This window comes from Labrys okinawensis (assembly GCF_047345005.1).
Taxonomy (GTDB): domain Bacteria; phylum Pseudomonadota; class Alphaproteobacteria; order Rhizobiales; family Labraceae; genus Labrys; species Labrys okinawensis.
In genome coordinates this window covers 4539320-4562965 of the sequence record NZ_CP178864.1, presented here as the reverse complement: position 1 = coordinate 4562965, position 23646 = coordinate 4539320, and the positions used below count along the sequence as shown (strand labels likewise).

Sequence of the window (23646 nt, the reverse complement as noted above, 5' to 3'; positions counted from 1 at the left end):
GGAGAGCGTCGGCGCGTCGAACCCGGAGTATCTCTGCAATGCAGATCCGTCTTCTGCAATATTCCTCCTGGGACTGGATGCCGGTAACGCTCGGTCTTGCGCATCTGGTGGGGGTGCTGGCCCTGTTCCTTGCCTTCCCTTCGCAGTCCTGGTGGAGCTTCATCTCCTTGGGGCTGATCTATTCGCTGTCGATTTCCTGGAACATCAACAGCATCTCGCACAACTTCATCCATAATCCCTATTTCCGAAGCGAGAGGCTGAATGCGGCTTTCAGTCTGATCCTGTCGCTTACCCTCGGCTTCTCCCAGGCAATGTATCACTTCGTCCATATGCGCCATCACAGCGGCAACATGGACCGGCCGGACGAGAAGGGGCACACGCTCGACTACCTCTCGATCTACAAGCATGGCCGTGACGGCGAGCCGGAGAATGTCTGGCGCTATACCTTCCTTAGCTATTTTCGGGACGATCCCGCCGAGATCCTGCGAGCGATGGCGGCCCGCCGCCCGGGCGAGGCGCGCCAAGCCAGGATGGAACTTGCCGTCATGATCGGTTTCTACCTTGTTCTGGCCGTGATCGACTGGCGGTTCGTGGCCTGCATGCTGCCCTTCAATTATCTCGGCCAATGCCTCTCCTCGCTCAATGGCTACTACGAGCATTTCGGTGGTGACCCCGACAAGCCGCTCGCCTGGGGCGTCAGCACCTATGAGAAGCTCTACAACTGGACCTGGATGAACAACGGCTATCATGCCGAGCATCACTACCGGCCCAAGGTGCATTGGACCAAGATGCCCGAACTCCATCACGCCATTGCCGATGAACAGGAGAGGGCGGGCACCCGGGTGATCCGGCCGCCCCATCCGCTCGGCTTCCTCGACGCCGACGTGGCCGAGCGCTGATCCCAACCGGGCGCGGGGAAAGCGCCCGGCCCTTCCCGTTGCATAATCGAGACAGATCCCGTGAATTTCATACACAAGCCGCTTACCCGCACCACCAACAGCGCAGCTCTGTTCGACTCAGCGCGCCAGGTCATTCCCGGCGGCGTCAACAGCACCGCCCGGGCGCAATGGTCGGGCTGGATGCCCTATCCGCTCTTCGTGGAAAGTGGGGACGGCTCTCGTCTGCAGGACGTCGACGGCAACCACTATATCGACTATCTCCTGGGCCTTGGTCCGATGATCCTCGGGCACCGCCCCCCGGGCGTGACGCGGGCGGTCGTCGACTTCATCGAACGGCGCGGCACCATATTCGCCCTGCCGACGGCCGAAGAGGCGGTGCTGGCCGAAAAGATCATCGCGGCGGTGCCGAGCGTCGATCAGGTCCGGCTCTGCAACACCGGCACCGAGGCTGTGCTTTACGCCACGCGCCTTGCCCGCGCCTTTACCAGACGGCGCAAGGTCATCCGCTTCGAGGGCATGTATCACGGCTTTTCGGACGGGGTTTATTGGAGCAAGCATCCCGCGATCGCCAAGGCGGGTCCTGACGACCGGCCAAACCCGGTGGCACAAGGGCCGGGCATGCCGGAGGGCGTGGAGGAGAACCTCATCATCCTGCCCTGGAACAACGCCGATATTCTCGCCGACGTCATCGCCCGGGAAGGCGATGATATTGCCGCCATACTGACCGAGCCGGTGATGTGCAATACCGGCTGCATCCTCCCCCGGCCCGGTTTTCTCGAAACAATGCGGACATTGACCCACGAGCGCGGAATCGTGCTGATCTTCGACGAAGTAATCACCGGATTCCGTCTCGGCCTCGGCGGAGCGCAGGAACGCTTCGGCATCCGCCCGGACCTCTCGGTATTTGCCAAGGGACTGGGTGGTGGCTTTCCTGTGGCAGCGCTCGGCGGACGCGCCGATATCATGAAGCTGGTGGCCGACGGAACCGTCTCCATGGCCGGCACCTATACGGCCAATGGCATCGCGGTAGCCGCTGCCAACGCGGCGCTCGACGAACTCGCCAGACCGGGCACCTATGATCGTCTCGAGAGCATGTCCGACACCTTGCGCGAGGGCCTGGAAGCCGAGCTTCGGGCAGCAGACCTGCCGGCAAAGGTCGTGGGCATCGGTCCGCTGATGCAGGTGTGGTTCGCGGAGCGGCCCATCGAAAACTACCGCGATGCCGAACGCCATGCCGACCAGGACCTGTTCCGACTATGGTGGGAGGGCATGCTGGAACGTGGCGTGCTGTTTCATCCCGGCGCCTATGAGAACCTCTTCGTTTCGACGGCGCATACGGCAGAGGACATCGCTCTCACACTTCACGCTGCCAAGGACACGGCGATGGCGCTCGCCAGGGCGATCTGAGCAAACAACGGGGAGCCGATACCTCGCCCGGTCGGCTAGGACCCCGCGTGGGAATACGTCGCCCTGCCGCTTGTCGAGCCCGGCATCCTCGCGTTGGTCATTCTCGGCTGTCGCGCGGCCTAATTCGGCACGGGGGAGGCAGATTCGCACATTGCCTGTCATGGCCACCCGCTTCTCGACCGGGCGCGGCTATGCTTGCTCCCTTGGGATTCCGCCCTGTGTCGATTTGCAGTTTATGAGGGTCTTCGTCACTTTTGGTGTAGCCCTGACGATGTCATGCAGGGAACGGTCTTTACTGAACGGGTTCTACGCGATGTGCCGCGCGCCAACTTTCTTCAGTGGGCAGATCGTCATAGGGCGGCTGCGTCTCCAGCAGCTCATACCGTTCGCGCTTGACGTGCTTTTGCTCCTGGCCATCGAGAATACATGCCAGCTCATGCTGACCAACTGCCCAGCGAAAAATTCCTTCTCTGGTTTCCACAACTAAACCTCCAGGTCACTATAGTTAACCAAAGCGTTCAAGGCGCCCTTTTGTTCCCTGCAGCATGTTTCTTTTGCAACCGGACCACCATCACCCACGTCGATGACTTCGATACCGTGTCGGGTGACCTTTACGTCCACGCACAAGATATAAAGCTTCCGAGATCCAGGCGGAACTATCCAAGCTCGACACCGCGAACCGAGCCACACCATCGGACCGCGCAGAAACGGATCATTTGAGAAACTTCAATCAATCTGAGAGAGAAGTTGGGTCAGAACGTTTCATTTGAGAATCAGAGCATCTCGCGTTCAGGGCCCAGGAGACGAATCGTGCCGATTGACGACGGCAACTCCATCAATGCTGATCTCATCGCAGTGCTTGTCGCCGTCAGCGCAGATCGGCCGCGGGTCATGACCGTGCAAGCTGGGGATGCCTTGCCGTCGGGACCCTTCGAAGCCGGGCATCGGTCGCTGCAGTCCGGGTTGCGGGCCTGGGTGGAACGCCAGACCGGACATCCCCTGGGCTATATCGAGCAGCTCTACACCTTCGCCGACAAGGATCGCACGGGGGAGGATGCCCATCGCGTTATTTCGATCAGCTATCTGGGGCTCACCCGGGAGGATCGAAAGGGCTCTGTCGAAACGGGTTGGCGCGACTGGTATGACTATTTTCCATGGGAGGATCACCGCGCGGGCCTGCCCTCCTTCTTTGAAGAGCGTATTGCGGTACCCCTGCGCCGTTGGGCCGAGAGCGCCGAAACTTCGACCTTGCGTGGGGAACGCTTTCAAAGGGTGAATATCGCCTTCGGCCTGCAAGGCTTCGGCTGGAACGAGGAACTCGTGCTGCAGCGCTACGAGCTGCTCTACGAGGCTGGACTCGTGCCCGCGGCGGCGCAGGCTGGCGCGGGGAACAATGCGATTCTTGTCCCGGGCAAACCGATGCTGGCCGATCATCGCCGTATCCTTGCCACCGGCATTGCCAGGCTCCGCGCCAAGATCAAATATCGACCCGTCGTCTTCGAGCTCCTGCCGCCGACCTTCACGCTCCTGCAGTTGCAACGCAGCGTCGAGGCCCTGGCCGGGCGGCTCGTCCATAAGCAGAACTTCCGGCGCCTTATCGAGCAACAGGAACTGGTCGAGGAAACCGGAGCCATAACCGCGGATACGATCGGGCGCCCGGCCAAACTCTTCCGCTTCCGCCATGCCGTCCTTGCTGAACGCGTGGTGGCCGGCACCAAGCTGCCGCTCTCGCGGGCTTGACATTCCTTATGCTCAGTATAAGCATATGTTCGAGATATGCTCAATCGGAGTATAAAAGATGCCAAGCGATACCGCCCTTCTGGCCCGAACGGCTCCTCTCTACGATCGCGTGAAGCGGGTCATCCCAGCCATCGAATGGCCGGTCTTTGCCGACGATGTCGATGCCATTCTGGAGCTCAAGAGGCGGCGCAACGCCGTCATCCTGGCCCACAACTACCAGGCGCCGGAAATCTTCCACTGCGTTGCCGACGTTGTTGGGGACAGTCTGGCTCTGGCGCGCAAGGCGATGGAAGTCGATGCCGATATAATCGTCCTCGCCGGCGTGCATTTCATGGCCGAGACCGCCAAACTGCTCAATCCGGACAAGACGGTCCTGATCCCGGATAGGGCGGCGGGCTGCTCGCTCGCCGAGTCAATCCGTCCGGAGGATGTTCGCCTGCTGCGCCGGACCCATCCCGGTGTGCCGATCGTGACCTATGTCAACACCTCGGCCGCCGTGAAGGCCGAATCCGACATCTGCTGTACGTCCGGCAACGCAAGGGCGATTGTGGAGGGTCTGGGTGTCAGCCGCGTGATCATGCTTCCCGACGAATTTCTCGCCAGGAACATCGCGGCCGAGACGGATGTCGAGATCATCGCCTGGAAGGGGCATTGCGAAGTGCATGAGCGCTTCTCGCCGCAGGAGGTGCGCCAGCTTCGCGAGGATCATCCTGGCATCATCATCCTCGCCCATCCCGAATGCCCGCCCGATGTGGTGGCGGAGGCGGATTTCTCGGGATCGACAGCCGTCATGTCGGACTATGTCGCCGTCAACAAGCCACCGCGCGTCGTGCTTTTGACCGAGTGCTCGATGAGCGACAACGTGGCCGTGCAGCATCCCGATGTCGAGTTCGTGCGGCCGTGCAATCTGTGTCCGCACATGAAGCGGATCACGCTCGCCAATATCCGCCAGGCCCTGGAGACGAACAGCGATGTCGTGACTATCGACCCGGCTGTTGCCGTGCGGGCGCGCCTGGCCGTCGAGAGGATGCTGGCGCTATGACCGACCATCCCAACGCCTTTGCCGATCGGCCTACTGTTGTCGGTGCGGGCATCGCCGGTCTGATGACGGCACTCTGCCTGGCGCCCGAGCCTGTTGTCCTGCTCTCTTATGGCCATCTCGGTGCAGAGACGTCGACGGCCTGGGCTCAAGGGGGCCTTGCTGCCAGCATCGGCTCGGACGATAACCCCGAGTTGCATCTGGCGGATACCATCGCCGCCGGCCACGGTCTTGTCGATCGGGAGCAGGCGCGGCGTATCATCGAGGCGGCGCCGGCCGCCGTGCAGACGCTCAGCCGGCTCGGCGTCCGCTTCGACCGCGAAGGCGACAGCTTGTTGCTCGGTCTCGAGGCCGCCCATGCACGCCGCCGCATAATCCATGCCGGAGGCGACAGCACCGGCCGGGAGATCATGCGGGCACTCATCCTGGCTGTCCGCCGCACGCCTTCGATTACAGTGCTGGAGGGTGTCGAGGCCCGCCAGCTCATCGTCAACGACGGCATGATCGCCGGTTTGCTTGCCGCGGGCGGCACTGGACCTTTTGTGATCCCCACCTCGCGCGTGGTGCTGGCAACCGGTGGTATCGGTGGTCTTTTCCTCGACAGCACCAATCCGCGAGCAAGCATGGGGCAGGGCCTTGCCCTGGCAGCGCGGGCAGGGGCGCTGCTTTCCAATCTGGAATTCGTTCAGTTCCATCCAACGGCATTGGATGGCGCCGCTCGTCCCATGGCCCTGATCAGCGAAGCCGTACGGGGGGAGGGCGCCATCCTTGTCGACGAGACGGGGAAACGCTTCCTCGCGGATCTACCGGGAGCGGAGCTCGCCCCACGAGATGCCGTCGCTCGCGGCATATGGCGTCACCTTGCCGAGGGGCATTCGGTCTATATGGATGCACGCAGCAAGCCGGGCGCCGCCTTCTCCAGGCGGTTTCCTGGGATCAGCGAGATCTGCAGGCAGGCCGGCTTCGATCCACAATCACAGCCTTTTCCTGTCCGCCCGGCGGTGCACTACCACATGGGCGGCGTTGCAGTGGATGGAGAGGGGCGCAGTTCGATCGAAGGCCTGTGGGCTTGCGGCGAAGTGGCCTGCACGGGACTTCACGGGGCTAACCGTCTTGCCAGCAATTCGCTGATGGAAGCTGCGGTCTGTGCCTCGTGGATTGCGGACAGCGTCAAGGGACAGGCCGCCCGACAGCGCGCCTTTCCGGCCTTGCCTGTCGTGCCAGCCCCACCCAACCCCACGCCCGTGCGGCCCATCATGTCGCGTTGGCTCGGGGTCCTGCGCAACCGGCATGGGCTTGAAAATGCCATCGCACAGCTCCTGCCACTCGCCAGCCGCCGAGCACCAGCTTCGGAGCCGGCGCTGATTGGCCTCATGATTGCCGTTTCCGCTCTTCGTCGCGAAGAAAGCCGCGGCGCTCACGCCCGCACGGACTTTCCCCATTCGGATCCGGCATCTCAGCGATCGCTCCTGTCTCTCGATGCCGCCCTGGAAGCCGCCGCTGAGACAGCCGCCGCCGATCTGCCTCCGAGCCCCATCCAATTTGCTGAAAGCGCCTAAGATGAATCTGTCTCCCCTTTCTCCCCTTTTGTTCGAACCGTTGGTTCGTGCCGCCCTGGTCGAGGATCTCGGGCGGGCTGGCGACCTGACGACCGACGCGATCGTTCCCCCGGACTTGCGTGCGACAACCGTCCTTGCCGCTCGCCAGCCCGGTGTCGTTGCAGGCCTCGACGTTGCCGCCATGGCATTCCGGATGCTCGATCCCGGTATCGAATTGGTCGTGGAGCGACCGGATGGCAGCGCTGTCGTGCCAGGCTCGGTGATCGCAACCCTGAGCGGCTCTGCTCGTGCGCTGCTGACTGGGGAGCGCACGGCGCTCAACTTCCTATGCCATCTGAGCGGTATCGCCACGGCGACCGCGGCGGTGGTCTCCGCTATCAGTGAATACAAGGCCCATATCGTTTGCACCCGGAAGACCACGCCTGGCCTGAGAGCCCTTGAAAAATACGCCGTGCGTGCCGGCGGCGGCAGCAACCACCGCTTCGGTCTCGATGACGCCGTGCTCATCAAGGATAACCATGTCGCGATCGCCGGCGGCATTCGCCCGGCCCTGGAACGGGCACGCGCGGCTGCCGGGCATATGGTCAAGGTGGAGCTTGAGGTCGACACCCTCGCTCAGCTCGAGGAGGCGTTGGCCTTCGGTGTTGACGCGGTATTGCTCGACAACATGACGCCGGATGAGCTGCGCCAGGCCGTCGCGATGGTCAACGGCCGTGCCTTGACCGAGGCCTCCGGCCGCGTCACCGCCGCCACCGCACCGGCCATCGCGGCCAGCGGCGTCGATCTGATCTCCATTGGCTGGCTCACCCATAGCGCTCCAGCCCTGGATATCGGGTTGGACTACCAATCCTGATCAGCCAAAGTGCCATGTATCGGATGTAGACCGGATGGACAACCCTCCTGAAAGCTCACACCTAGGTCCTACAGCGCGCTTGCCGCAGTCCAATCATTCTGCGCTCCATGTTTCGCGATAAACCCTGTTGTGGCTCGCAATATTGAGGCGACATATGCCGAAATCGCCAAGAAAGATGGCGGGACGGCTACTGAGCGTCAGATTAAGGCGGAGCTTCTTCGACGTTACAAAGAAGTGAAGATAACCGGTGCTTCGCAATGGTGCTGCTGCCAGCGCGACCATTTTAGGGCGATGGGGCCGACCGGATATCAGCTGTTTTCCTAAGTGTTATTTCTTGGAACTGATTAGCTGTACTTCCCCGTTGTGCCCTCCGGGCCCACCAGATTTCGTCCCCCGGCTCACTCCCCCAACAGATGGTTCAGCAGCGCTGCCAGCCTTGCTCCGCCGGTGGCGAGCTGCAGGTCTATCGTCTGCTGCACGGCCTTCTGGTAGTCCGTGCCGATATTGACCGAGGCGCCGGCGGCGGGGGCTGGCGTCATCTTGTAGAGGCGCTGGGCGACGACGTGGCACTCGTCCACCCAGGTCGCGGCCCAGTCGCCATAGATGGTCGGAGCCGGCAGGCCGGCGAAGAGGCGGGTTTCCAGATCATCCGCATAGACGCCCCAGGAATAGACATGAGCATTGATCAGCGCGTCGTCCCAGATCGCATGCAGATTGGTCTGCACGACAGGCAGCGGCTTGCCGTCTGGGCCGTTGATGGCCAGCGTCACGGGCACGAGGTTGGCGCCGCTGTCGTTGTCGCGCTCGGCGCAGTGGAAGGGCTGTGTGCTGTCGCCGACGAGATGGATCAGCATCATGAGCGCCTGGCGATGCTCGGCCTCGTGGCGATGCGGATCGCTGAGGATGGCGCTTTCCAGGCGCAAAGCTGAGACGAGACAGGCGCCCTTGCAGTCATCTTCGCTATAGGTCGCTTTGGCGACGTCGATATCGATGAAATGCCAGGCTTGGGTGGAGCTGCCTTCGGGGCGGAACTTGTAGTCGTCGGCCCAACTCGCGACACCCGCCATCGACGCGCCGGCCAGGAGCTCGCGCACGGCGTCGGCCGCTTTCGGCGTCAGGTGGCGCTGGGCGAGTTCGGCCACAATCGAATGCCCGCGGTCGCCCCAGGCGAGAGCGGGGCCAGAGCTGATGGCAAGCGCAAGGCAGAGGGACAATCCAAGGAGAATTCGGCGCATCGAAGGAACTCCGCTCATCGAAGGATGTCGGAGCATCGGCCCTTCGCGTGACGAGGGAGTGACGTCGGCCAGCCTGGCAGGGCGACGTGCGCGCCGGCACAGAAATTCGTTCGCAGGCGAACGATATCCGCTCCAACACATCGTGGCCGCAGGGGCCGGGAGTGGACTTTCGGTGTTGCAATGTTCTTCGATATCATGCGGCTTGGCCTCATTCACGCAGCCGCCCTCATTTCCGTCGCCGCCTTGACCTGCCGGGACCAGATCGTGCTGCGAGTTCTGCTCGTCGTCTCCACGCTGCTCTACATCCTCTACTATTTCGTGGTGCCCGAGGTTCTCCTGTGGGATGCGATCTTCTGGACCACCGTCAATCTTGGCGTGAACCTCTTCATGATGAGCCAACTGCTGCTTGCCCGCACGCAGTTCCGCTTGAGCGACGACGAGCGCCGGCTCTTCGCCGCCTTCGGCACGCTCTCGCCGGGCGAGTTCCGTGCGTTGATGAAGATCGCTACCTGGCGCAAGGCCGAGACCACCCAGATCCTGGTGCGGGAAGGTGCGCCGGTGGAAAAGATCTATTACGTGCTGGAGGGCACGCCGAAGGTCACCAAGGCTGGCCGCAGCTTTCCGCTCCGCCCGTTTGCCTTCATCGGGGAGATCGGCTTCCTGCGCAAGGCGCCGGCGAGCGCGACCGTCACGGTCGAGCCCGGCGCCTGCCATGTGGAATGGCCGGCCAAGGCGCTTCAGGCCCTGCAGTTGCGCCGGCCGTTGATCAAGGTCGCGCTGGATGGCCTGCTCACCTCCGACATGGCCGCCAAGATGGCGGCGGCGTGAGGCTCAGGCCTGGCTGAACGCTGCAGAGGTGAGAAGGGGCGTGCCGCTCTCGATGGCGCTCGCCAGGAGCTTGTTCAGGATCTCCAGATCGGCGCCAAAGCAGGTGAGCTCGCGCCCAGATGCCGCCGGAACGGTGCCGATCAGGATCTCGCCGTCATGGAGGGCTGCGGCGACGCGCAGTCCGCTCCGGTCGCTGTCGTCGGGCTGCGTTGCAAGCCGGGCCGCCTCCAGCGCCGCCGAGCGGGTCTCCTGCGCCTCGCCAGTCACGAAGGCGGCAAGCATGGTTTGCCCATCCGCATTGAGCACCAGCCCGCCGGCCACAGCAGCGGCCGTGCGCATCCGGCCGAGATGCCCGGCCAGCGTGTCGAGGATGCCGGGATCCGCGTCAAGGCGGGGCATATTTTCCCAGCCGGTCAGGCCGAACATCACCAGAGCGCCTGCTATGGTCTGGACTTCGCCCCCATGGAGCTGGGAGGCAAGATGGCGTCCCGCGGTCGGGCGGCCGAGCAGGATGTCGAGGACGGGAAGCTCGACCTGTCGCAGGGCTCGGAGTTCGCAGTTGTTGCGCAAGGCGGGCAGGACGCGCTCGATCATCGCGCGATCGGCCAGGCCGAAGCCGCCACGCTGGGTCGTGGCGAAGCAGACGACGCTGACAGGGCTGCCAGCACTGTGCAGCGGTTCGATGGCGAAGGCGCTGAGGTCGTGACCGCGGAAGATATCGAGGCTCCGCAAGGCCTTGGCCTCCACCTCATGGCCCTGCGTCCTGAGAGGCTGGCGGGCATCCATGACCCTGCGCAGCGGGCTGTCACGAAACGCGGCGGAGTTGAGCATCGGGCGGTCGCGGTCATAGACCTCGACCGGCCCGCCGGGGGACCAGGCCAGGGTGCGGCCGGCGAGGTCCGGATGAAGCGTGCGCAGATGCAATGTCAGCCGGTCGAGGGGCAGGCCAGCGCTCTTCAGGCGCTGGCCGAGGCCGGCGATCAGGCCGGCGTCGTCTATCTCGTGGCAGTCATTGCCGCTTAGCCACTCGACCACGGCCAGGATCGCGGCGGAGCGGCCGGAAGCAGCCTGGTCGGCAAAATGGGTATTCATGACGCGATCCTCAGAACGACCTTGCCATGCGGACGCGGCCCGGCGCCTTCCAGCATCTCATGTGCCATGCGGGCTTCGGCGAGGGGCAGCACAAGCCCGACATTGGTCTTGAGCTTGCCGGCTGTAATCAGGGTCGCGATTTCATCAAGGCGCTGTGTGGTGACGTCGACCAGGAAGAAGCCAGCCGTGACACCCCGCTGGGCCGCCAGCGCCTGGTCCGGTTGCGACACCGCGGAGACAAGATAGCCACCACACTTCAGCACCGCGAAGGAGCGCGTCTGTGTCTCGCCGCCGACAAGATCGATGACGGCGTCGACATCACGGACCACATCCTCGAAGCGGTCCTTGCGGAAGTCCACCGCCTGGTCGGCACCGAGGTTGCGCACGGTTTCAAGGTCGTCTGAGCCGGCGGTAGCGATGACATGCAGGCTGGCCTGATGCGCCATCTGCACTGCGAAGGCGCCGACATTGCCGGCCGCGCCATGGATCAGCACGCTCTGCCCCGCTTTGAGATGCGCCCGTTCGAACAGAGCCTGCCAGGCGGTGACGGCGATCACAGGTACCGAGGCGGCCTCGACATCGTCGAGGGCGGCTGGCCTTAGGGCGATCATGCCGGCATTGGCAAGGGCGTAGCCCGCGTGGGCGTCGGTGAAGCGGGGATTGGTGACGCCGAACACCCTATCGCCGGGCTTGAAGGTGCCGACGCCGGGGCCGACGGCAACCACGATGCCGGAGAGGTCGGACCCGAGCGTCAGCGGCAGCGGCTGGGGCAGGGCGCTCTTCCCAGAACGGATCCAGCCGTCCCAGGGGCCGACGCCAGCGGCCTTCACTTCGACGAGGACCTGATTCTCGCCAGGCGTGGGAATGGTGATATCTTCCAGGCTGATGATGTCGGGCGGGCCATACTGGTTGACGCGGGCGGCCTTCGTGGTGGCGGGGAGAGCGGTGATCATGGCTTGGTTTCCTTGACCTGCGTGTTGGAGAATGAGGGGGCGTCAATGGGCGGCGCCGCCGTCGAGGTGGCTAGTTTTCTTGAGGGCCAGGCTGGCGACGAGAGCGAAGACCAACGCGGCACCCAGGAGATAGAAGGTGTCGCTGAAGGCCATGATATTGGCCTGCTCGCGAACCCGGAAAGCCAGGGCGATGATCGCCTTGTGCGTGGCGGTGGCCTGATCGGCGACGCCGTGGGACATGAAATACGCCGTCAGTTTGGCAATGCGTTCACGGGTGGCCTCCTCAAACAGGGAAACCGAGTTGGTGAGGATGTTGGAGTGGAACTGCTCGCGCTTGCTCAGAAAGGTCTGCAGCATGGCGATGCCGATGGCGCCGCCGAGATTACGCATCATGTTGAACAGAGCGGAAGCCGAGCCAGCGTTCTCTTTTTCGATACCGGCCGTGGCCACCGCCGAAAGCGGGGTGAAGACGAGGGCCTGGCCGACAGCGCGGACAATATTCGGCCAGAACAGCTGATCGGAAGCGTAGTCTGCGGTCATGAAGATGTTCATGAAGTTGCTGGTGGCGAAGAGGGCGAAGCCAAAGGCGATGACCAGGCGCACGTCGAAACGCTTCATCAGGCGGGGCACCAGCGGGATCAGCAGGAGCTGCGGCAGGCCGGTCCAGGCAAGCACCATGCCGATCTGCTCTGAATTGTAGCCCTGGATACGGGTGAGATAGACGGGCAGCACGAAGACCGAACCATAGAGCGCGATGCCGAGCAGGAAGTTGGCGAGGATGCCGAAACCGAAATTACGGCGCACCAGCAGGCGCAGGTTGAGGAGCGGGTGGGTGGCCGTCAGCTCGATCCACAGGAAGGCCGAGAGGGAAACGAAGGCGATCAGCGACAGGCGGACGATGAAGGGCGAGCCGAACCAGTCGTCCTTGTTGCCTTCTTCAAGCACCGTCTGCAGCGTGGCAAGGCCTATCGCCATGGTGATGATGCCGGCCCAGTCGCCCTGGCGCAGCAGCGCCAGACGCAGCGGGCTCTTCTCCAGCGAGAACCAGAGCATGCCGACCATCAGGGCGCCAGGCACCAGATTGACGTAGAAGATATATTTCCAGCCCCAATTCTCGGTAAGATAGCCACCAATGGTCGGACCGATGGCCGGCGCGAAAGTAGCGGAAAGTGCGAAGAGGGCGAGGCCGATCGGTTGCTTTGCCTTGGGCAGCATGGTGATGATGATGGTGAATGCCATCGGGATCAGGACGCCGCCGGTAAAGCCCTGCACGGCCCGGAGCACGATCATCTGCTCGAGATTCTGGGCGAAGGCACAAGCGACGGAGAACGCGAGAAAGAGAACGGCATTGACCAGAAGGTAGAGGCGGATCGAGAACACCTGTGCCAGCCAGCCGGTGAGAGGAATCACCACGATCTCGGCGACCAGATAGGCGGTGGAGATCCAGCCGCCGTCGTCGATGCCGGCGCCGATGGCGCCCTGGATGTCGGCGAGCGAGGCGTTGACGATCTGGATGTTGAGCACCGCCATGAAGGCGCCGAGCGTGGATGCGATAACGGCGATCCACATCCTGGCTGCGCCGGTGCCGGCATCGGCTTGGGGAATGGTGGGGACGGCTGCGGTGAGCGTGGTCATAGCGGGTTCCTCCCTGTCTGCGAAGGCAGGATGCGTCGAAAGCGTGCTGGCGATAATTCGGAAAAGGGCGAAAGGATTATTCGCCCTGACTTGAAGATCCGACGAGAGCCATCGACCGGCTGTCGATGGTCGGCTCGACCGACATGCCCGAGCGCAGGAGGCCGGAAAGAGCGCTGTCATCGAAGGTGATCTTCACTGGGATACGCTGCACGATCTTGGTGAAGTTGCCTGTGGCGTTGTCGGGCGGCAGCAGTGCGAATTCCAGGCCGCTGGCCGGGGAGATGCTGTCGACGCGGCCCTGGATGTGCACGCCCGGGAAGCCATCCACCGAGACCTCGACGGGCTGGCCGTCGCGCACATTGGTGAGCTGCGTTTCCTTGAAGTTGGCCACAACATAGACGGCGTGGAGCGGCACCACCGCCATCAGCTGCGTCCCCGCGCTGACATACTGACCTATGCGCAGCGAGCGCGCCCCGACTATGCCATCGACCGGAGCGATGATGGACGTGTAGGACAGATTCAACTCGGCCTGATGGGCGGCCGCGAGGCTGCGGTCACGCTGGGCTTCGGCCTGCTTGCGCGCCGTGGCGAGCACGTCGAGCTTGGCCCGCGTTGCAAGTACGGCAGCCTGCTGGCTTTGGAGCTGAGCGGCGGCACTGTCGCGAGCTGCTTCCGTCTGCTGGGCGCGCTGCAGCGTGCCGGCGCCGGTTTTGATCAGGTCGGAGTACCGGTCTGCGTCGGCCCTGGCGAATTTCAACGAGGCCTCAGTCGCGGCGACGCTGGCCTGGGCCTGGGCGACCAGCGAATACTGCAAGCCGATCTGGGCGTCGATATTGCCGATGGCGGCATTGGCGGCTTCGACATCGGCCTGGCTCTGGGCAAGGGCGGCCTTGAAGTCGCGGTCATCGATACGCGCGAGAACCTGGCCTGCCTTGACCTTCTCATTATCCTGGACCAGCACGTCGGCGATGTAACCGGAGACCTTGGGGGCAATGGTGGTGTAATCGGCCTTCACATACGCGTCATCCGTGGATTCCAGATATTGGCCGACGGTCCAGTATGTATAGCCATAGTCGCCCGCAAAAGCGGTGGCGGCGAGAAGGGCGGCGGCGAGGCCGAGACGCTTGATGAGCTTGCGGCGGGAAGAGGGGGCCTTCACCGCAACGGCGGCAGGAACCTCCACTTCCTTCCTCTCGACAACCTGCTGGAACGATTCAATGCGGGGCATCTCAACCATGTCATCCTCCTGTGTAAGGCCCGAAATCCGTGGGCCTGTTCGATGGGAGCAAGGTGCGCCGTTTCGCCCGATGTGATAATTCAGGAAGAAGCAAAAGGATCATCAAGCAGGAGCGGATAGTCCGGCGCGATCATGGATCGTCTGACAAGTCTGACGGTGTTTAACCGTGTGGTTGAATGCGGTGGTTTTTCTGCTGCGGCGCGGCGTCTCAACATGTCCGTCGCCATGGTGAGCAACCATATTCAGGCGCTCGAGGACCGGCTTGGCGCACGCCTTCTCAACCGCACCACCCGCAAGGTCAGTCTCACGGAGATCGGCAAGGCCTATTACGAGCGCTCTATCCAGATCCTGTCAGACCTCGAGGAGGCCGACAGCATCGCCACCGCGCTGACATCGACAGCGCGCGGTACGCTGAAGGTCTATACCAGCACCCATATCGTGCGTTTTCTCTCTCCGATCATGTCGGAATATCTCAGTCAGAATCCGGCCGTTTCGCTCGATCTCACCATTGGCGAACGCATGATCGACATCGTCGAAGATGGTTACGATCTTGCCATACGCACCGTACCGCCGCCTGATTCGAGCCTGATCGTGCGCCGGCTGACGCCCTGGCGCCACATATTGTGCTGCACGCTGGCCTATCTGGAGCATCACGGCGCGCCCGCCGAGCCTGCCGATCTCGCCCAGCACAATTGCCTGCGCTACGTGTTCTACCCTTTCGGCGAGGAATGGCGCTTCGAGGGGCCGGATGGCAAGCCGATATCGGTCAGGATCGGCGGCAATGTCGTCACCAACAGTGCGGAGACGCTACGCTTCCTTACCCTCGACGGACAGGGGATCTTCCTGGCGCCGAGCTTCGTGGTGGCGGACGATATTGCCGACGGCCGGCTAGTGCGGCTTCTACCAGCCTACCAGCCGGTGGAGTTCGCCATCAACGCGATCTATCCGCATCGTCATCACCTTTCCACCAAGGTTCGCAGCTTCATCGATCTTCTCGCCGAGCGTTTCGCCGAGCATCGCAAATGGATGGATCCGACGCTGGCGAAGGCGCTCTGACAGTCGATGGCAATATACGCCTGCAGATGCTTGCCCCGCTCGCGAAAGCTGATATTGCCTATATCAATTGGTCAAAAAAGCGCCGACTCAATGCGCACAAACCAGCTGCCCTCCTGCGCCGAGCGAGATAGACATGACTTCCCCCCGGCAGGCCGGCAGCGTGAGCGTCAGGATGGGCACTGGCCTTTATCTGGCCGGCGTGTTTCTCTTCGCCCTCAACGATGCACTCGGCAAATGGCTGGTAACCGATTATTCCGTGGGCCAGCTGATGCTGCTGCGCTCGGTCGGCGCGGCCGTGGTGCTGATCCCGATGGCCTGGCGCTTTAGGATCGACCTGTTCGATTTCAGCCAGTGGCGGCTGCAGATCGTGCGCATCCTGTGCATGGCCGGCGACACTTTCGCATTCTACTATTCCACGCGCACCATGCCGCTCGCCGATGTGATGACTTTTTATATGGCGGCACCCTTGATCATCACGGCGCTGTCGGTTCCGCTCCTGGGCGAGAAGGTCGAGCCCTTCCGCTGGGCCGCGGTGGTCGCCGGCTTCGTCGGGGTCGTCATCGCTCTGCAGCCTTCCGCCGCCTTGTTTTCCTCGTCCTCGCCGATCGCCCTGTTCGGCGCTCTGATGTTCGGTCTTGCCGTCACGGTGACGCGGCGGCTCAGGCGCACCCATTGGCTGCCGCTGGTAGTGTGGCAGTTCGCCGGTGCGGCGATAATCGGCGGCGCCACGCTGCCCCTGGCCTGGACCACGCCCGATTGGTTCGACACCGGCCTGATGTTCCTGGTCGGCATCGTCGCCATGGTCTGCTTCATCTGCATCACCCGGGCGCTCGCCATGGCGCCGGCGGCAACGCTCGCCCCGTTCCAGTACTCGGCGATGGTGTGGGCGACGCTGATGGGCTGGCTGGTCTGGCGCGACGTACCCACGCTGCCGATCATCATCGGCAATGCCATCATCATCGGCAGCGGGCTGTTCGTGTTCTACGTGGACCGCTCGGCAAGGCCTGTTCCGGCGGGGTGATCAACTCACGGGCGGCACCGTCGAGCCGCGGAACACCAGGTCCACCGGCCAGATTTCGGTGAGCGTGGCGGGATCGGCGCCGCTGGTGACCGCCATGGCGATCTCAGCGACGCGCATGCCGGCTGCGTGTATCGAGGAGAAGGTGGTCGTAAGCGGCGGGGTCAGAGTTTCCGGGCGGATGGCGGCGAGACCGTCATCATGGGCAATGATCGACAGATCCTTGCCGATGATGCGGTTGGTGTCGCGGGCCGCGCGCATCGCGCCCAGCGCCGCGAAGATCGACGAACAGAGCAGGGCGGTCGGTGGTGTTGGCAGGTCGAACAGGCTGCGGGCAAGGCGATAGCCGTTCTCCTCCGTCATCCGCGCGCTGCATTCGAGTTCCGGCAGCGCGGGCAGGCCATGCTCGCCTAGTGCCTTGCGCCAGCCTTCCGAGCGGTGCATGGCGAAGGTGTAGTTCACGCTCTCGTTGATGAGGCCGATGCTGCGATGGCCCATATCCAGCAGCAGGGTGGTTGCCTGGAAGAAGGCTGCCTCATTGTCGATATCGAGATGCGCGTAGGGCAGGTTGGTCAGGCAGCGGCCGTGTACCACCACGGGCATGCCGATACGCTGCAGCAAAGCAATTCTCGGATCGTCCACCGTGGGGGAGGACAACACCACCGCATCGACGGAGCGGATGCGGGCGAGGCGACGGTAGGTTCCCGCCTCGTCGCCATGCGCGGAGGAGACAAGCACGTCGTTGTCGGCCAGCGAGCACTGGCTGGCCACCCCGGCGAGGAAATCGGTGAAGATGGGGTCGAGCAGCATGTTGCGTTCGGCGGAGAAGACGATGCCGATGGCGCCGGCCCGGCCGGTCGCGAGCTTGCGGGCGCTCGCATTGGGGCGGTATTGAAATTGCTCGGCGGCCTCGAGCACGCGCTGGCGCGTCGCCTCGCCCACTTCCGGAAAACCGTTGAGTGCACGACTGACGGTCGTCTGCGACAGGCCCAGATGTTCGGAAAGTTCCTTCAAGTTCACCGTAACGATCCTTCCAGGCCTTCTCGCTTCTCTCTGTCGGTAGACTTTCGCTGCTTGCCAGCTTGACTTCCCGGTGCCCTTCCATGCAGAAGCCGTGCTCCGGCTCTTCTAGCTGTGGGGACGTTCACTCCAAGCGGCTTATGGTTTCGGCAGAGGAGAAGCCTTTCTTACACCTTGTTGAAGCGCTTTGAGGGCCCTTTTTTACGCGTTGAACCGCGCCACCATAGTCATTTCCAGGGCAGAGTGCATTCCGTTTGTCAGATTTATTGCGAAATTCACAGTTTTTTTGTTCATTCGATCAAAGTCCGCCAACCGAGCGGATTTTTCCGCAAAAAATCTCAATGATGCTAGGGCTTCCTGCCTGTTCTCCTTGCCCGCAAGAGTTGTTACACATGTCTGTCATAGTCTGTCTTGACAAAGACAGATTTTTGTCGGATTGAAGGCTCAAAGCGCTTTGAAGTGACTTTGCGGCTGCCCTAACGATAAATTGCCGTTTGAGGAAACGATCATGGCCTTTGCTGACCTTCCATAGAGTAGGCAGCTCAACATCATAAGAGGAGGAAGTCTGCATGTTCATGCGCTTGGCCCTAGCCGCTACCGCATCCATCGCCCTGACCTGCTATGCCAATGCTGCGGAGATCGCGATCTCCTGCGGTGCCGTCGGCCAGGAACTGAGCCTGTGCAAAAGCGGCGCGGAGGCCTGGGCGAAGAAGACGGGCAACACCGTCAAGATCGTCTCGACGCCAAACGACACCAACGAGCGCCTGGCCCTCTATCAGCAGCTTCTCTCCGCCGGTGCCAGCGATATCGACGTCTTCCAGATCGACGTGATCTGGCCGGGTATCCTCGGCAACCATTTCATCGATCTCGCCTCCTACACCAAGGGTGCCGAGAAGGATCATTTCCCCGCGATCATCGACAACAATACGGTGGGGGGCAAGCTGGTGGCGATGCCGTGGTTCACCGACGCGGGCGTGCTCTACTACCGCAAGGACCTCCTGGACAAGTATGGTATCAAGCCGCCCACGACCTGGCAGGAGATGACCGATGCGGCCACCAAGATCCAGGATGGCGAGCGCAAGGCCGGCAACGACAAGTTCTGGGGCTTCGTGTTCCAGGGCAAGGCCTATGAAGGCCTGACCTGCGACGCGTTGGAGTGGGTCAACTCCTTCGGCGGCGGCGCCATCGTCGACGGTGAGGGGAAGATCACCATCAACAATCCAAAGGCCGCGGAGGCGCTCACGCTGGCGGCGAGCTGGGTCGGCAAGATCGCGCCGGATGGTGTCCTCAACTATGGCGAGGAGGAGGCGCGCGGCGTGTTCCAGTCCGGCAACTCTGCCTTCATGCGCAACTGGCCCTATGCCTGGTCGCTCGGCAACGGCGCCGACAGCCCCGTCAAGGGCAAGATCGGCGTGGTCGCTCTGCCCAAGGGGGGCGCTGACGGCAAGAACACCGGCACGCTCGGTGGATGGCAGCTCGCCGTCTCGAAATACTCCAAGAACCAGGATCTGGCCGCCGATCTCGTCGTCTACCTGACCTCGAAGGAAGAGCAGAAGCGCCGCGCCATCGAGGGCAGCTACAACCCGACGATCGCCAGCCTCTACGAGGATCCGGACGTGCTCAAGGCCGTGCCCTTCTTCGGCGACCTGAAGGCCACCTTCACCAGCGCTGTCGCCCGTCCCTCCAAGATCACCGGCACCAACTACAACGAGGTATCCAACGCGTTCTGGAACTCGGTCGCCAGTGTCCTCGCCGGGAAGGCGAAAGCTGACGAAGCCCTGTCTGACCTTGATGGCGAACTTGCCAACATCAAGGGCTCGGGCTGGTAGTATCCTCCCCGACTGCGCCGCGGAGCCCCGGGGTTTCGCGGCGCTCTTTCTCATCGACAATCTGCTGGCCGGCCGCCGGACCCCCTCGTTGCCTCGAGCACAGCGCGTTTAAGCGTAAACGCTGCCTTGCTCTAACTCTATGTTTCGTCGCGTCTTTGTGATTCTTGCCGATTCCGGCAAATCGCAAGACGCTTTAAACGAGACCGGCGGTTCGAAAGTTTTGCACGCTGCGCGCATGCGCGGCTCGCTTTGCAAGGCCTGTTCATACACAGCGACCGGCGACCCGCCGGGCTGGCCTTTCATATTTCGGACTTTGACAGTCTCCTTGGGAGGGCCACATGGCCAGTCAATCTGAACTGACGCGCGCCAGGATGAGATCGGCATGGATATTCCTGGCTCCCATGCTGGTCGTCCTGGCAATCGTCGCCGGGTGGCCGCTCCTGCGGACCATCTGGTTCGGTTTCACCGATGCCAAACTCTCGACCCCCGGGAGCTATAAGTTCATCGGTCTGAGCAACTATCTGACCTATGTCGACGGCCGCTGGCTGGGCCTGCTTGCCAACAAGGTCTGGTGGCTCTCGGTCTGGAACACGGTGTGGTTCTCGATCGTCTCGGTTCTGCTGGAGACGGTCCTCGGAACCATCGTGGCGCTGGTGCTGGACGCCAACTTCAAGGGGCGAGCCATCGTGCGCGCGGCCGTGCTGATCCCCTGGGCCATCCCGACGATCGTCTCGGCCAAGATGTGGCTGTGGATGCTCAACGATCAGTTCGGCATCCTCAACCATATCCTCATGAGCCTGCATATCATCTCTTCACCGATCGCCTGGACCGCCAATTCCAACACGGCGATGTGGGCGGTGATCATGGTCGACGTCTGGAAGACCACGCCCTTCATGGCGCTGCTCGTCCTTGCCGCCCTGCAGATGATGCCGTCCGACTGCTACGAGGCCGCCAAGGTCGACGGCATCCATCCGGTGAAGGTGTTCTTCAAGGTGACGCTGCCGTTGATCCGGCCCGCTCTGATGGTGGCGGTGGTGTTCCGCGCCCTCGATGCCCTGCGCATCTTCGATCTCATCTATGTGCTGACCTCGGGCAGCCGTGACACCATCTCGATGTCCGGCTTTGCCCGACTGCAGCTCGTCGATTTCGCCAAGACTGGTCTTGGCTCGGCGGCGGCCACGCTGCTCTTCTTCGTGATCGGTCTCATCACGGTGCTGGCCATGACCGTCGGCAAGGTTCGCGTTTCGGAGGACGTCGCAAAATGAGCAAGGTTCTCAAGCCGATCGGATTCTGGCTGCTCGTCGCCGTCATCGTCGTGTATGCGGTCTTCCCGTTCTACTACGCCATCATCACCTCGATGCGGACCGGGCAGGCCTTGTTCAGTACGTCGCTGCTGCCGGACAGCATCGATTTTTCGAACTATGTCGGGGTGTTCCAGCAGCAGCCCTTCGCCACCAACATCCTGAACTCGATCATCGTGGCCGTCTCGGTGGTGGTCATCTCGCTCTTCCTCGGCGTTACCGCGGCCTATGCGCTCGGCCGCGTGCACTTCCAGGGGCGCGGGCTTTTGCTGATGACCATCCTCGCCGTCTCGATGTTCCCGCAGGTGGCGGTGTTGTCGGGCATGTATGAGGTGGTGCGTACCTTCGGCCTCTACAACACGATGCCGGCGCTGATCCTCTCCAACCTGATCCTGACGCTGCCCTTCACCGTGTGGGTGCTCACCACCTTCATGAAGGAACTCCCGAAGGAACTGGAGGAAGCCGCTTTCGTCGACGGCGCCAGCCCCTGGACCGTGGTCCGCCGCGTCTTCCTGCCGCTGATGTGGCCCGCGCTGGTGACGACAGGCCTGCTCGCCTTCATCGCCGCCTGGAACGAGTTCCTGTTCGCACTGACCTTCTCGCCTGACAACCGTACCGTGCCGGTGGCGATCGCCTCGATGTCCGGCGCCAGCCAGCAGGAACTGCCCTGGGGCAACATCATGGCCGGCTCCGTCATCGTGACGCTGCCGCTCATCGTCCTCGTCCTCGTCTTCCAACGCAAAATCGTGGCGGGCCTCACCGCCGGCGCCGTCAAGGGGTAAGCATCATGGCGAATGTGACGCTCAAGAATATTCGCAAGTCTTTCGGCCGCATCGAGACGGTGCACGGCGTGAACCTGGAGATCGAGGACAAGGATTTCGTGGTCTTCGTCGGCCCGTCGGGCTGCGGCAAGTCGACCTTGCTGCGCCTGATCGCCGGGCTGGAGGACATCACCTCCGGCGACCTGATGATCGACGGCCAGCGTGTCAACGACAAGACTCCGAAGGATCGCGGCATCTCTATGGTGTTCCAGTCCTATGCACTCTACCCGCATATGAACGTCTACCAGAACATGGCCTTCGGTCTGGAACTGGCCAAGACGGACACCCAGACCATCGACCAGAAGGTGCGCGAGGCGGGCAAGATCCTGGAGCTCACGCCGCTCCTCGAACGCCTGCCCAAGCAGCTCTCGGGCGGCCAGCGCCAGCGCGTGGCGATCGGGCGCGCCATCGTGCGCAACCCCAAGGTCTTCCTGTTCGACGAGCCGCTGTCCAACCTGGACGCAGCGCTGCGCGTGCAGATGCGCATCTCCATCGCCAAGCTGCACAAGCAGATGGGCGCCACCATGGTCTATGTGACGCATGACCAGGTGGAGGCCATGACGCTGGCCGACAAGATCGTCGTGCTCAATGCCGGCAATGTCGAGCAGGTCGGCGCCCCGCTCGAACTCTACCACAACCCCAAGAACCTCTTCGTCGCAGGCTTCATCGGTTCGCCTCAGATGAACTTCATCGATACCGAGGTGATGCAGGCGGATGCCGGCGGCGTGAAGGTCGGCCTGCCGGGCGGCGGCAGCGTGGTTGCCAGGGTTGACGGCACTGGCGTCCGCACGGGCGACAAGGTCAAGCTCGGCATCAGGCCCGAGCATCTTTCCGAGGAAGCCGGCGAATCGTCCTTCAACGGCGAGATCGAGGTGGTGGAGGAACTGGGCGAGAGCCACTTTCTCTATGTGCGCACCGCGGACGGCAAGCTGGTCACCCTGCGCCACAGCGGCGACGCGCCGGTGGAGGCCGCGACCAGAGCCTCGATCGGCGTGCCGGGGGAGCTGTGCCATGTCTTCACCGCCGAAGGCAACGCACTCAGGCGGTTGACGGCCTGAGCTATTGTACGCCTTGAATTGGCCGCCCTAAGGCCTTCTGAGCGCACTTCATGCATCACATCCTCGGCGACTTTTCCGCCGAGGAATATTTCTATAGATCCCACTTTTCTTCCATCCGTTCTTGGGGCAAGGGTCGGCGCGCCGAAGCGCTTTGGCCATTCGCATATTGTAGAGGAAATCCGAGATGACGATCCGTGCCCTGGTCTGGAACGAGAACCGGCATGAGCAGACCAATGCCCTCGTCCGCAAGCTCTATCCCATCGGGATTCATGGCGAGATTGCCCAGGCGCTGAAGGACGCCGGCGGTATCTCTGTCGAGACCGCGACCCTGGACGAACCCGAGCACGGGCTGACGGCGGAGAAACTCAGGGATACCGACGTGCTGCTGTGGTGGGGCCACAAGGCCCATGGCGAGGTGAAGGACGAGATCGTCAGGCGCGTGCAGGAACGTGTGTGGGAAGGCATGGGGCTGATCGTGCTGCACTCCGGCCATTTCTCGAAGATCTTCAAGTGGCTGATGGGCACGCCCTGCGCGCTTTCCTGGCGCGAGGCCGGGGAGGTGGAGCGCATCTGGGTGCTCAACAAGAACCATCCCATCGCAGAGGGCCTGCCCGAGCATTTCGAGATCGAGCATGAAGAGATGTATGGCGAGCCCTTCACGGTGCCCGAGCCGATGGAGACGCTGTTCATCTCCTGGTTCGAGGGTGGCGAAGTCTTCCGTTCAGGCCTGACCTATCAGCGCGGCGCCGGCAAGATTTTCTATTTCCGCCCGGGGCACGAGGCCTATCCGACCTATCACAACGACACGGTACGCAAGATCCTCGGCAATGCGGTGAAGTGGGCCTACAACCCCGCTTCGGCCTGGAAGCGCGTCAACCAGGCGCCCAACACGCCGCATGACAAGGCGCCGGTGCCGCTGGAAGTGAAAGGGCCGCGCCTGCATGAGGACGGCGAAGAGGGCTACAGGTAAAGCCGGGAGCGTGGACGTCCCTACGACACTCAAGTGAGTGTCGGACGATCCGCTCCTGGAAACGACACGCTTAGAGAAAACGGAAGAGCCGACGAG

The 23646-nt window shown here is 62.7% G+C and carries 21 protein-coding genes; 14 read left to right on the top strand and 7 right to left on the bottom strand.

The features are described from left to right. Window positions 1-38: 38 nt before the first annotated feature. Window positions 39-899: a fatty acid desaturase family protein gene (locus tag ACMDCR_RS21360; RefSeq protein WP_413988547.1), complete on the top strand. Its 861-nt coding sequence runs from the start codon at window positions 39-41 to the stop codon at window positions 897-899. A gap of 60 nt (window positions 900-959) precedes the next feature. Beyond that, window positions 960-2306, top strand: coding sequence for an aspartate aminotransferase family protein (locus ACMDCR_RS21355; protein WP_413988546.1), 1347 nt, complete (start codon window positions 960-962; stop codon window positions 2304-2306). A 292-nt stretch (window positions 2307-2598) separates the two neighbouring features. On the opposite strand, the gene ACMDCR_RS21350 is transcribed toward ACMDCR_RS21355, so the two are convergent. After that, the gene (locus ACMDCR_RS21350) at window positions 2599-2787 is read right to left on the bottom strand and encodes a hypothetical protein (RefSeq protein WP_413988545.1); all 189 of its coding nucleotides are present in this window, start codon (window positions 2785-2787) and stop codon (window positions 2599-2601) included. A gap of 329 nt (window positions 2788-3116) precedes the next feature. Here ACMDCR_RS21350 and ACMDCR_RS21345 point away from each other — a divergent pair, with 329 nt between their 5' ends. Genes ACMDCR_RS21345 through nadC form a run of 4 tightly spaced genes read left to right on the top strand, consistent with a single transcriptional unit; the run spans window position 3117 to window position 7497 of the window. Next, complete coding sequence (locus ACMDCR_RS21345) at window positions 3117-4046, top strand: NUDIX hydrolase (protein ID WP_413988544.1); 930 nt, start codon at window positions 3117-3119, stop codon at window positions 4044-4046. A 58-nt stretch (window positions 4047-4104) separates the two neighbouring features. Further along, window positions 4105-5088 (top strand): quinolinate synthase NadA, encoded by a 984-nt coding sequence (gene nadA / locus ACMDCR_RS21340; RefSeq protein WP_413988543.1) that lies wholly within the window; start codon window positions 4105-4107, stop codon window positions 5086-5088. Beyond that, window positions 5085-6644 (top strand): L-aspartate oxidase, encoded by a 1560-nt coding sequence (locus ACMDCR_RS21335; protein WP_413988542.1) that lies wholly within the window; start codon window positions 5085-5087, stop codon window positions 6642-6644. Before nadA ends, ACMDCR_RS21335 begins: the two co-directional genes overlap by 4 nt. Before the next feature lies 1 nt (window position 6645). Further along, complete coding sequence (gene nadC, locus ACMDCR_RS21330; RefSeq protein ID WP_413988541.1) at window positions 6646-7497, top strand: carboxylating nicotinate-nucleotide diphosphorylase; 852 nt, start codon at window positions 6646-6648, stop codon at window positions 7495-7497. 398 nt (window positions 7498-7895) lie between these two features. Here the strand turns inward: nadC and ACMDCR_RS21325 are convergent, their stop codons facing one another. Next, window positions 7896-8732 (bottom strand): S1/P1 nuclease, encoded by an 837-nt coding sequence (locus ACMDCR_RS21325; RefSeq protein WP_413988540.1) that lies wholly within the window; start codon window positions 8730-8732, stop codon window positions 7896-7898. 180 nt (window positions 8733-8912) lie between these two features. Here ACMDCR_RS21325 and ACMDCR_RS21320 point away from each other — a divergent pair, with 180 nt between their 5' ends. Beyond that, on the top strand, window positions 8913-9560 hold the full coding sequence (locus ACMDCR_RS21320; RefSeq protein WP_413988539.1) for a cyclic nucleotide-binding domain-containing protein: 648 nt from the start codon (window positions 8913-8915) through the stop codon (window positions 9558-9560). A 3-nt stretch (window positions 9561-9563) separates the two neighbouring features. Here ACMDCR_RS21320 and ACMDCR_RS21315 read toward each other — a convergent pair whose 3' ends face one another. The 4 genes from ACMDCR_RS21315 to ACMDCR_RS21300 all read right to left on the bottom strand — a co-directional run bounded on the left by ACMDCR_RS21315 (window position 9564) and on the right by ACMDCR_RS21300 (window position 14477). Continuing rightward, window positions 9564-10652, bottom strand: a complete 1089-nt coding sequence (locus ACMDCR_RS21315) for an adenylate/guanylate cyclase domain-containing protein (protein ID WP_413988538.1) — start codon at window positions 10650-10652, stop codon at window positions 9564-9566. Continuing rightward, entirely contained in the window at window positions 10649-11605 is a 957-nt protein-coding gene (locus tag ACMDCR_RS21310) for an NADP-dependent oxidoreductase (RefSeq protein WP_413988537.1), read from the bottom strand. The genes ACMDCR_RS21315 and ACMDCR_RS21310 overlap by 4 nt, the downstream gene beginning before the upstream one ends. A gap of 42 nt (window positions 11606-11647) precedes the next feature. Beyond that, complete coding sequence (locus ACMDCR_RS21305; RefSeq protein WP_413988536.1) at window positions 11648-13240, bottom strand: MDR family MFS transporter; 1593 nt, start codon at window positions 13238-13240, stop codon at window positions 11648-11650. Window positions 13241-13316: 76 nt separating this feature from the next. After that, window positions 13317-14477: an HlyD family secretion protein gene (locus tag ACMDCR_RS21300; RefSeq protein ID WP_413988535.1), complete on the bottom strand. Its 1161-nt coding sequence runs from the start codon at window positions 14475-14477 to the stop codon at window positions 13317-13319. Window positions 14478-14609: 132 nt separating this feature from the next. Between ACMDCR_RS21300 and ACMDCR_RS21295 the strand changes: the two genes are divergently transcribed. Both ACMDCR_RS21295 and ACMDCR_RS21290 read left to right on the top strand, forming a co-directional pair. Continuing rightward, window positions 14610-15533: a LysR family transcriptional regulator gene (locus ACMDCR_RS21295; protein ID WP_413988534.1), complete on the top strand. Its 924-nt coding sequence runs from the start codon at window positions 14610-14612 to the stop codon at window positions 15531-15533. A gap of 133 nt (window positions 15534-15666) precedes the next feature. Continuing rightward, window positions 15667-16554: a DMT family transporter gene (locus tag ACMDCR_RS21290; protein ID WP_413988533.1), complete on the top strand. Its 888-nt coding sequence runs from the start codon at window positions 15667-15669 to the stop codon at window positions 16552-16554. Here ACMDCR_RS21290 and ACMDCR_RS21285 read toward each other — a convergent pair whose 3' ends face one another. Next, the gene (locus ACMDCR_RS21285) at window positions 16555-17571 is read right to left on the bottom strand and encodes a substrate-binding domain-containing protein (RefSeq protein ID WP_413988532.1); all 1017 of its coding nucleotides are present in this window, start codon (window positions 17569-17571) and stop codon (window positions 16555-16557) included. Window positions 17572-18140: 569 nt separating this feature from the next. Between ACMDCR_RS21285 and ACMDCR_RS21280 the strand changes: the two genes are divergently transcribed. The 5 genes from ACMDCR_RS21280 (at window position 18141) to ACMDCR_RS21260 (ending at window position 23550) form a co-directional block, all read left to right on the top strand. Continuing rightward, window positions 18141-19400: an ABC transporter substrate-binding protein gene (locus ACMDCR_RS21280; RefSeq protein WP_413988531.1), complete on the top strand. Its 1260-nt coding sequence runs from the start codon at window positions 18141-18143 to the stop codon at window positions 19398-19400. Between the two features lie 338 nt (window positions 19401-19738). After that, on the top strand, window positions 19739-20665 hold the full coding sequence (locus tag ACMDCR_RS21275; protein ID WP_413988530.1) for a carbohydrate ABC transporter permease: 927 nt from the start codon (window positions 19739-19741) through the stop codon (window positions 20663-20665). Next, on the top strand, window positions 20662-21483 hold the full coding sequence (locus ACMDCR_RS21270) for a carbohydrate ABC transporter permease (protein ID WP_413988529.1): 822 nt from the start codon (window positions 20662-20664) through the stop codon (window positions 21481-21483). The genes ACMDCR_RS21275 and ACMDCR_RS21270 overlap by 4 nt, the downstream gene beginning before the upstream one ends. Window positions 21484-21488: 5 nt before the next feature. After that, the gene (locus tag ACMDCR_RS21265; protein ID WP_413988528.1) at window positions 21489-22580 is read left to right on the top strand and encodes an ABC transporter ATP-binding protein; all 1092 of its coding nucleotides are present in this window, start codon (window positions 21489-21491) and stop codon (window positions 22578-22580) included. A 184-nt stretch (window positions 22581-22764) separates the two neighbouring features. Continuing rightward, window positions 22765-23550 (top strand): ThuA domain-containing protein, encoded by a 786-nt coding sequence (locus tag ACMDCR_RS21260; protein WP_413988527.1) that lies wholly within the window; start codon window positions 22765-22767, stop codon window positions 23548-23550. Window positions 23551-23646: the final 96 nt, after the last annotated feature.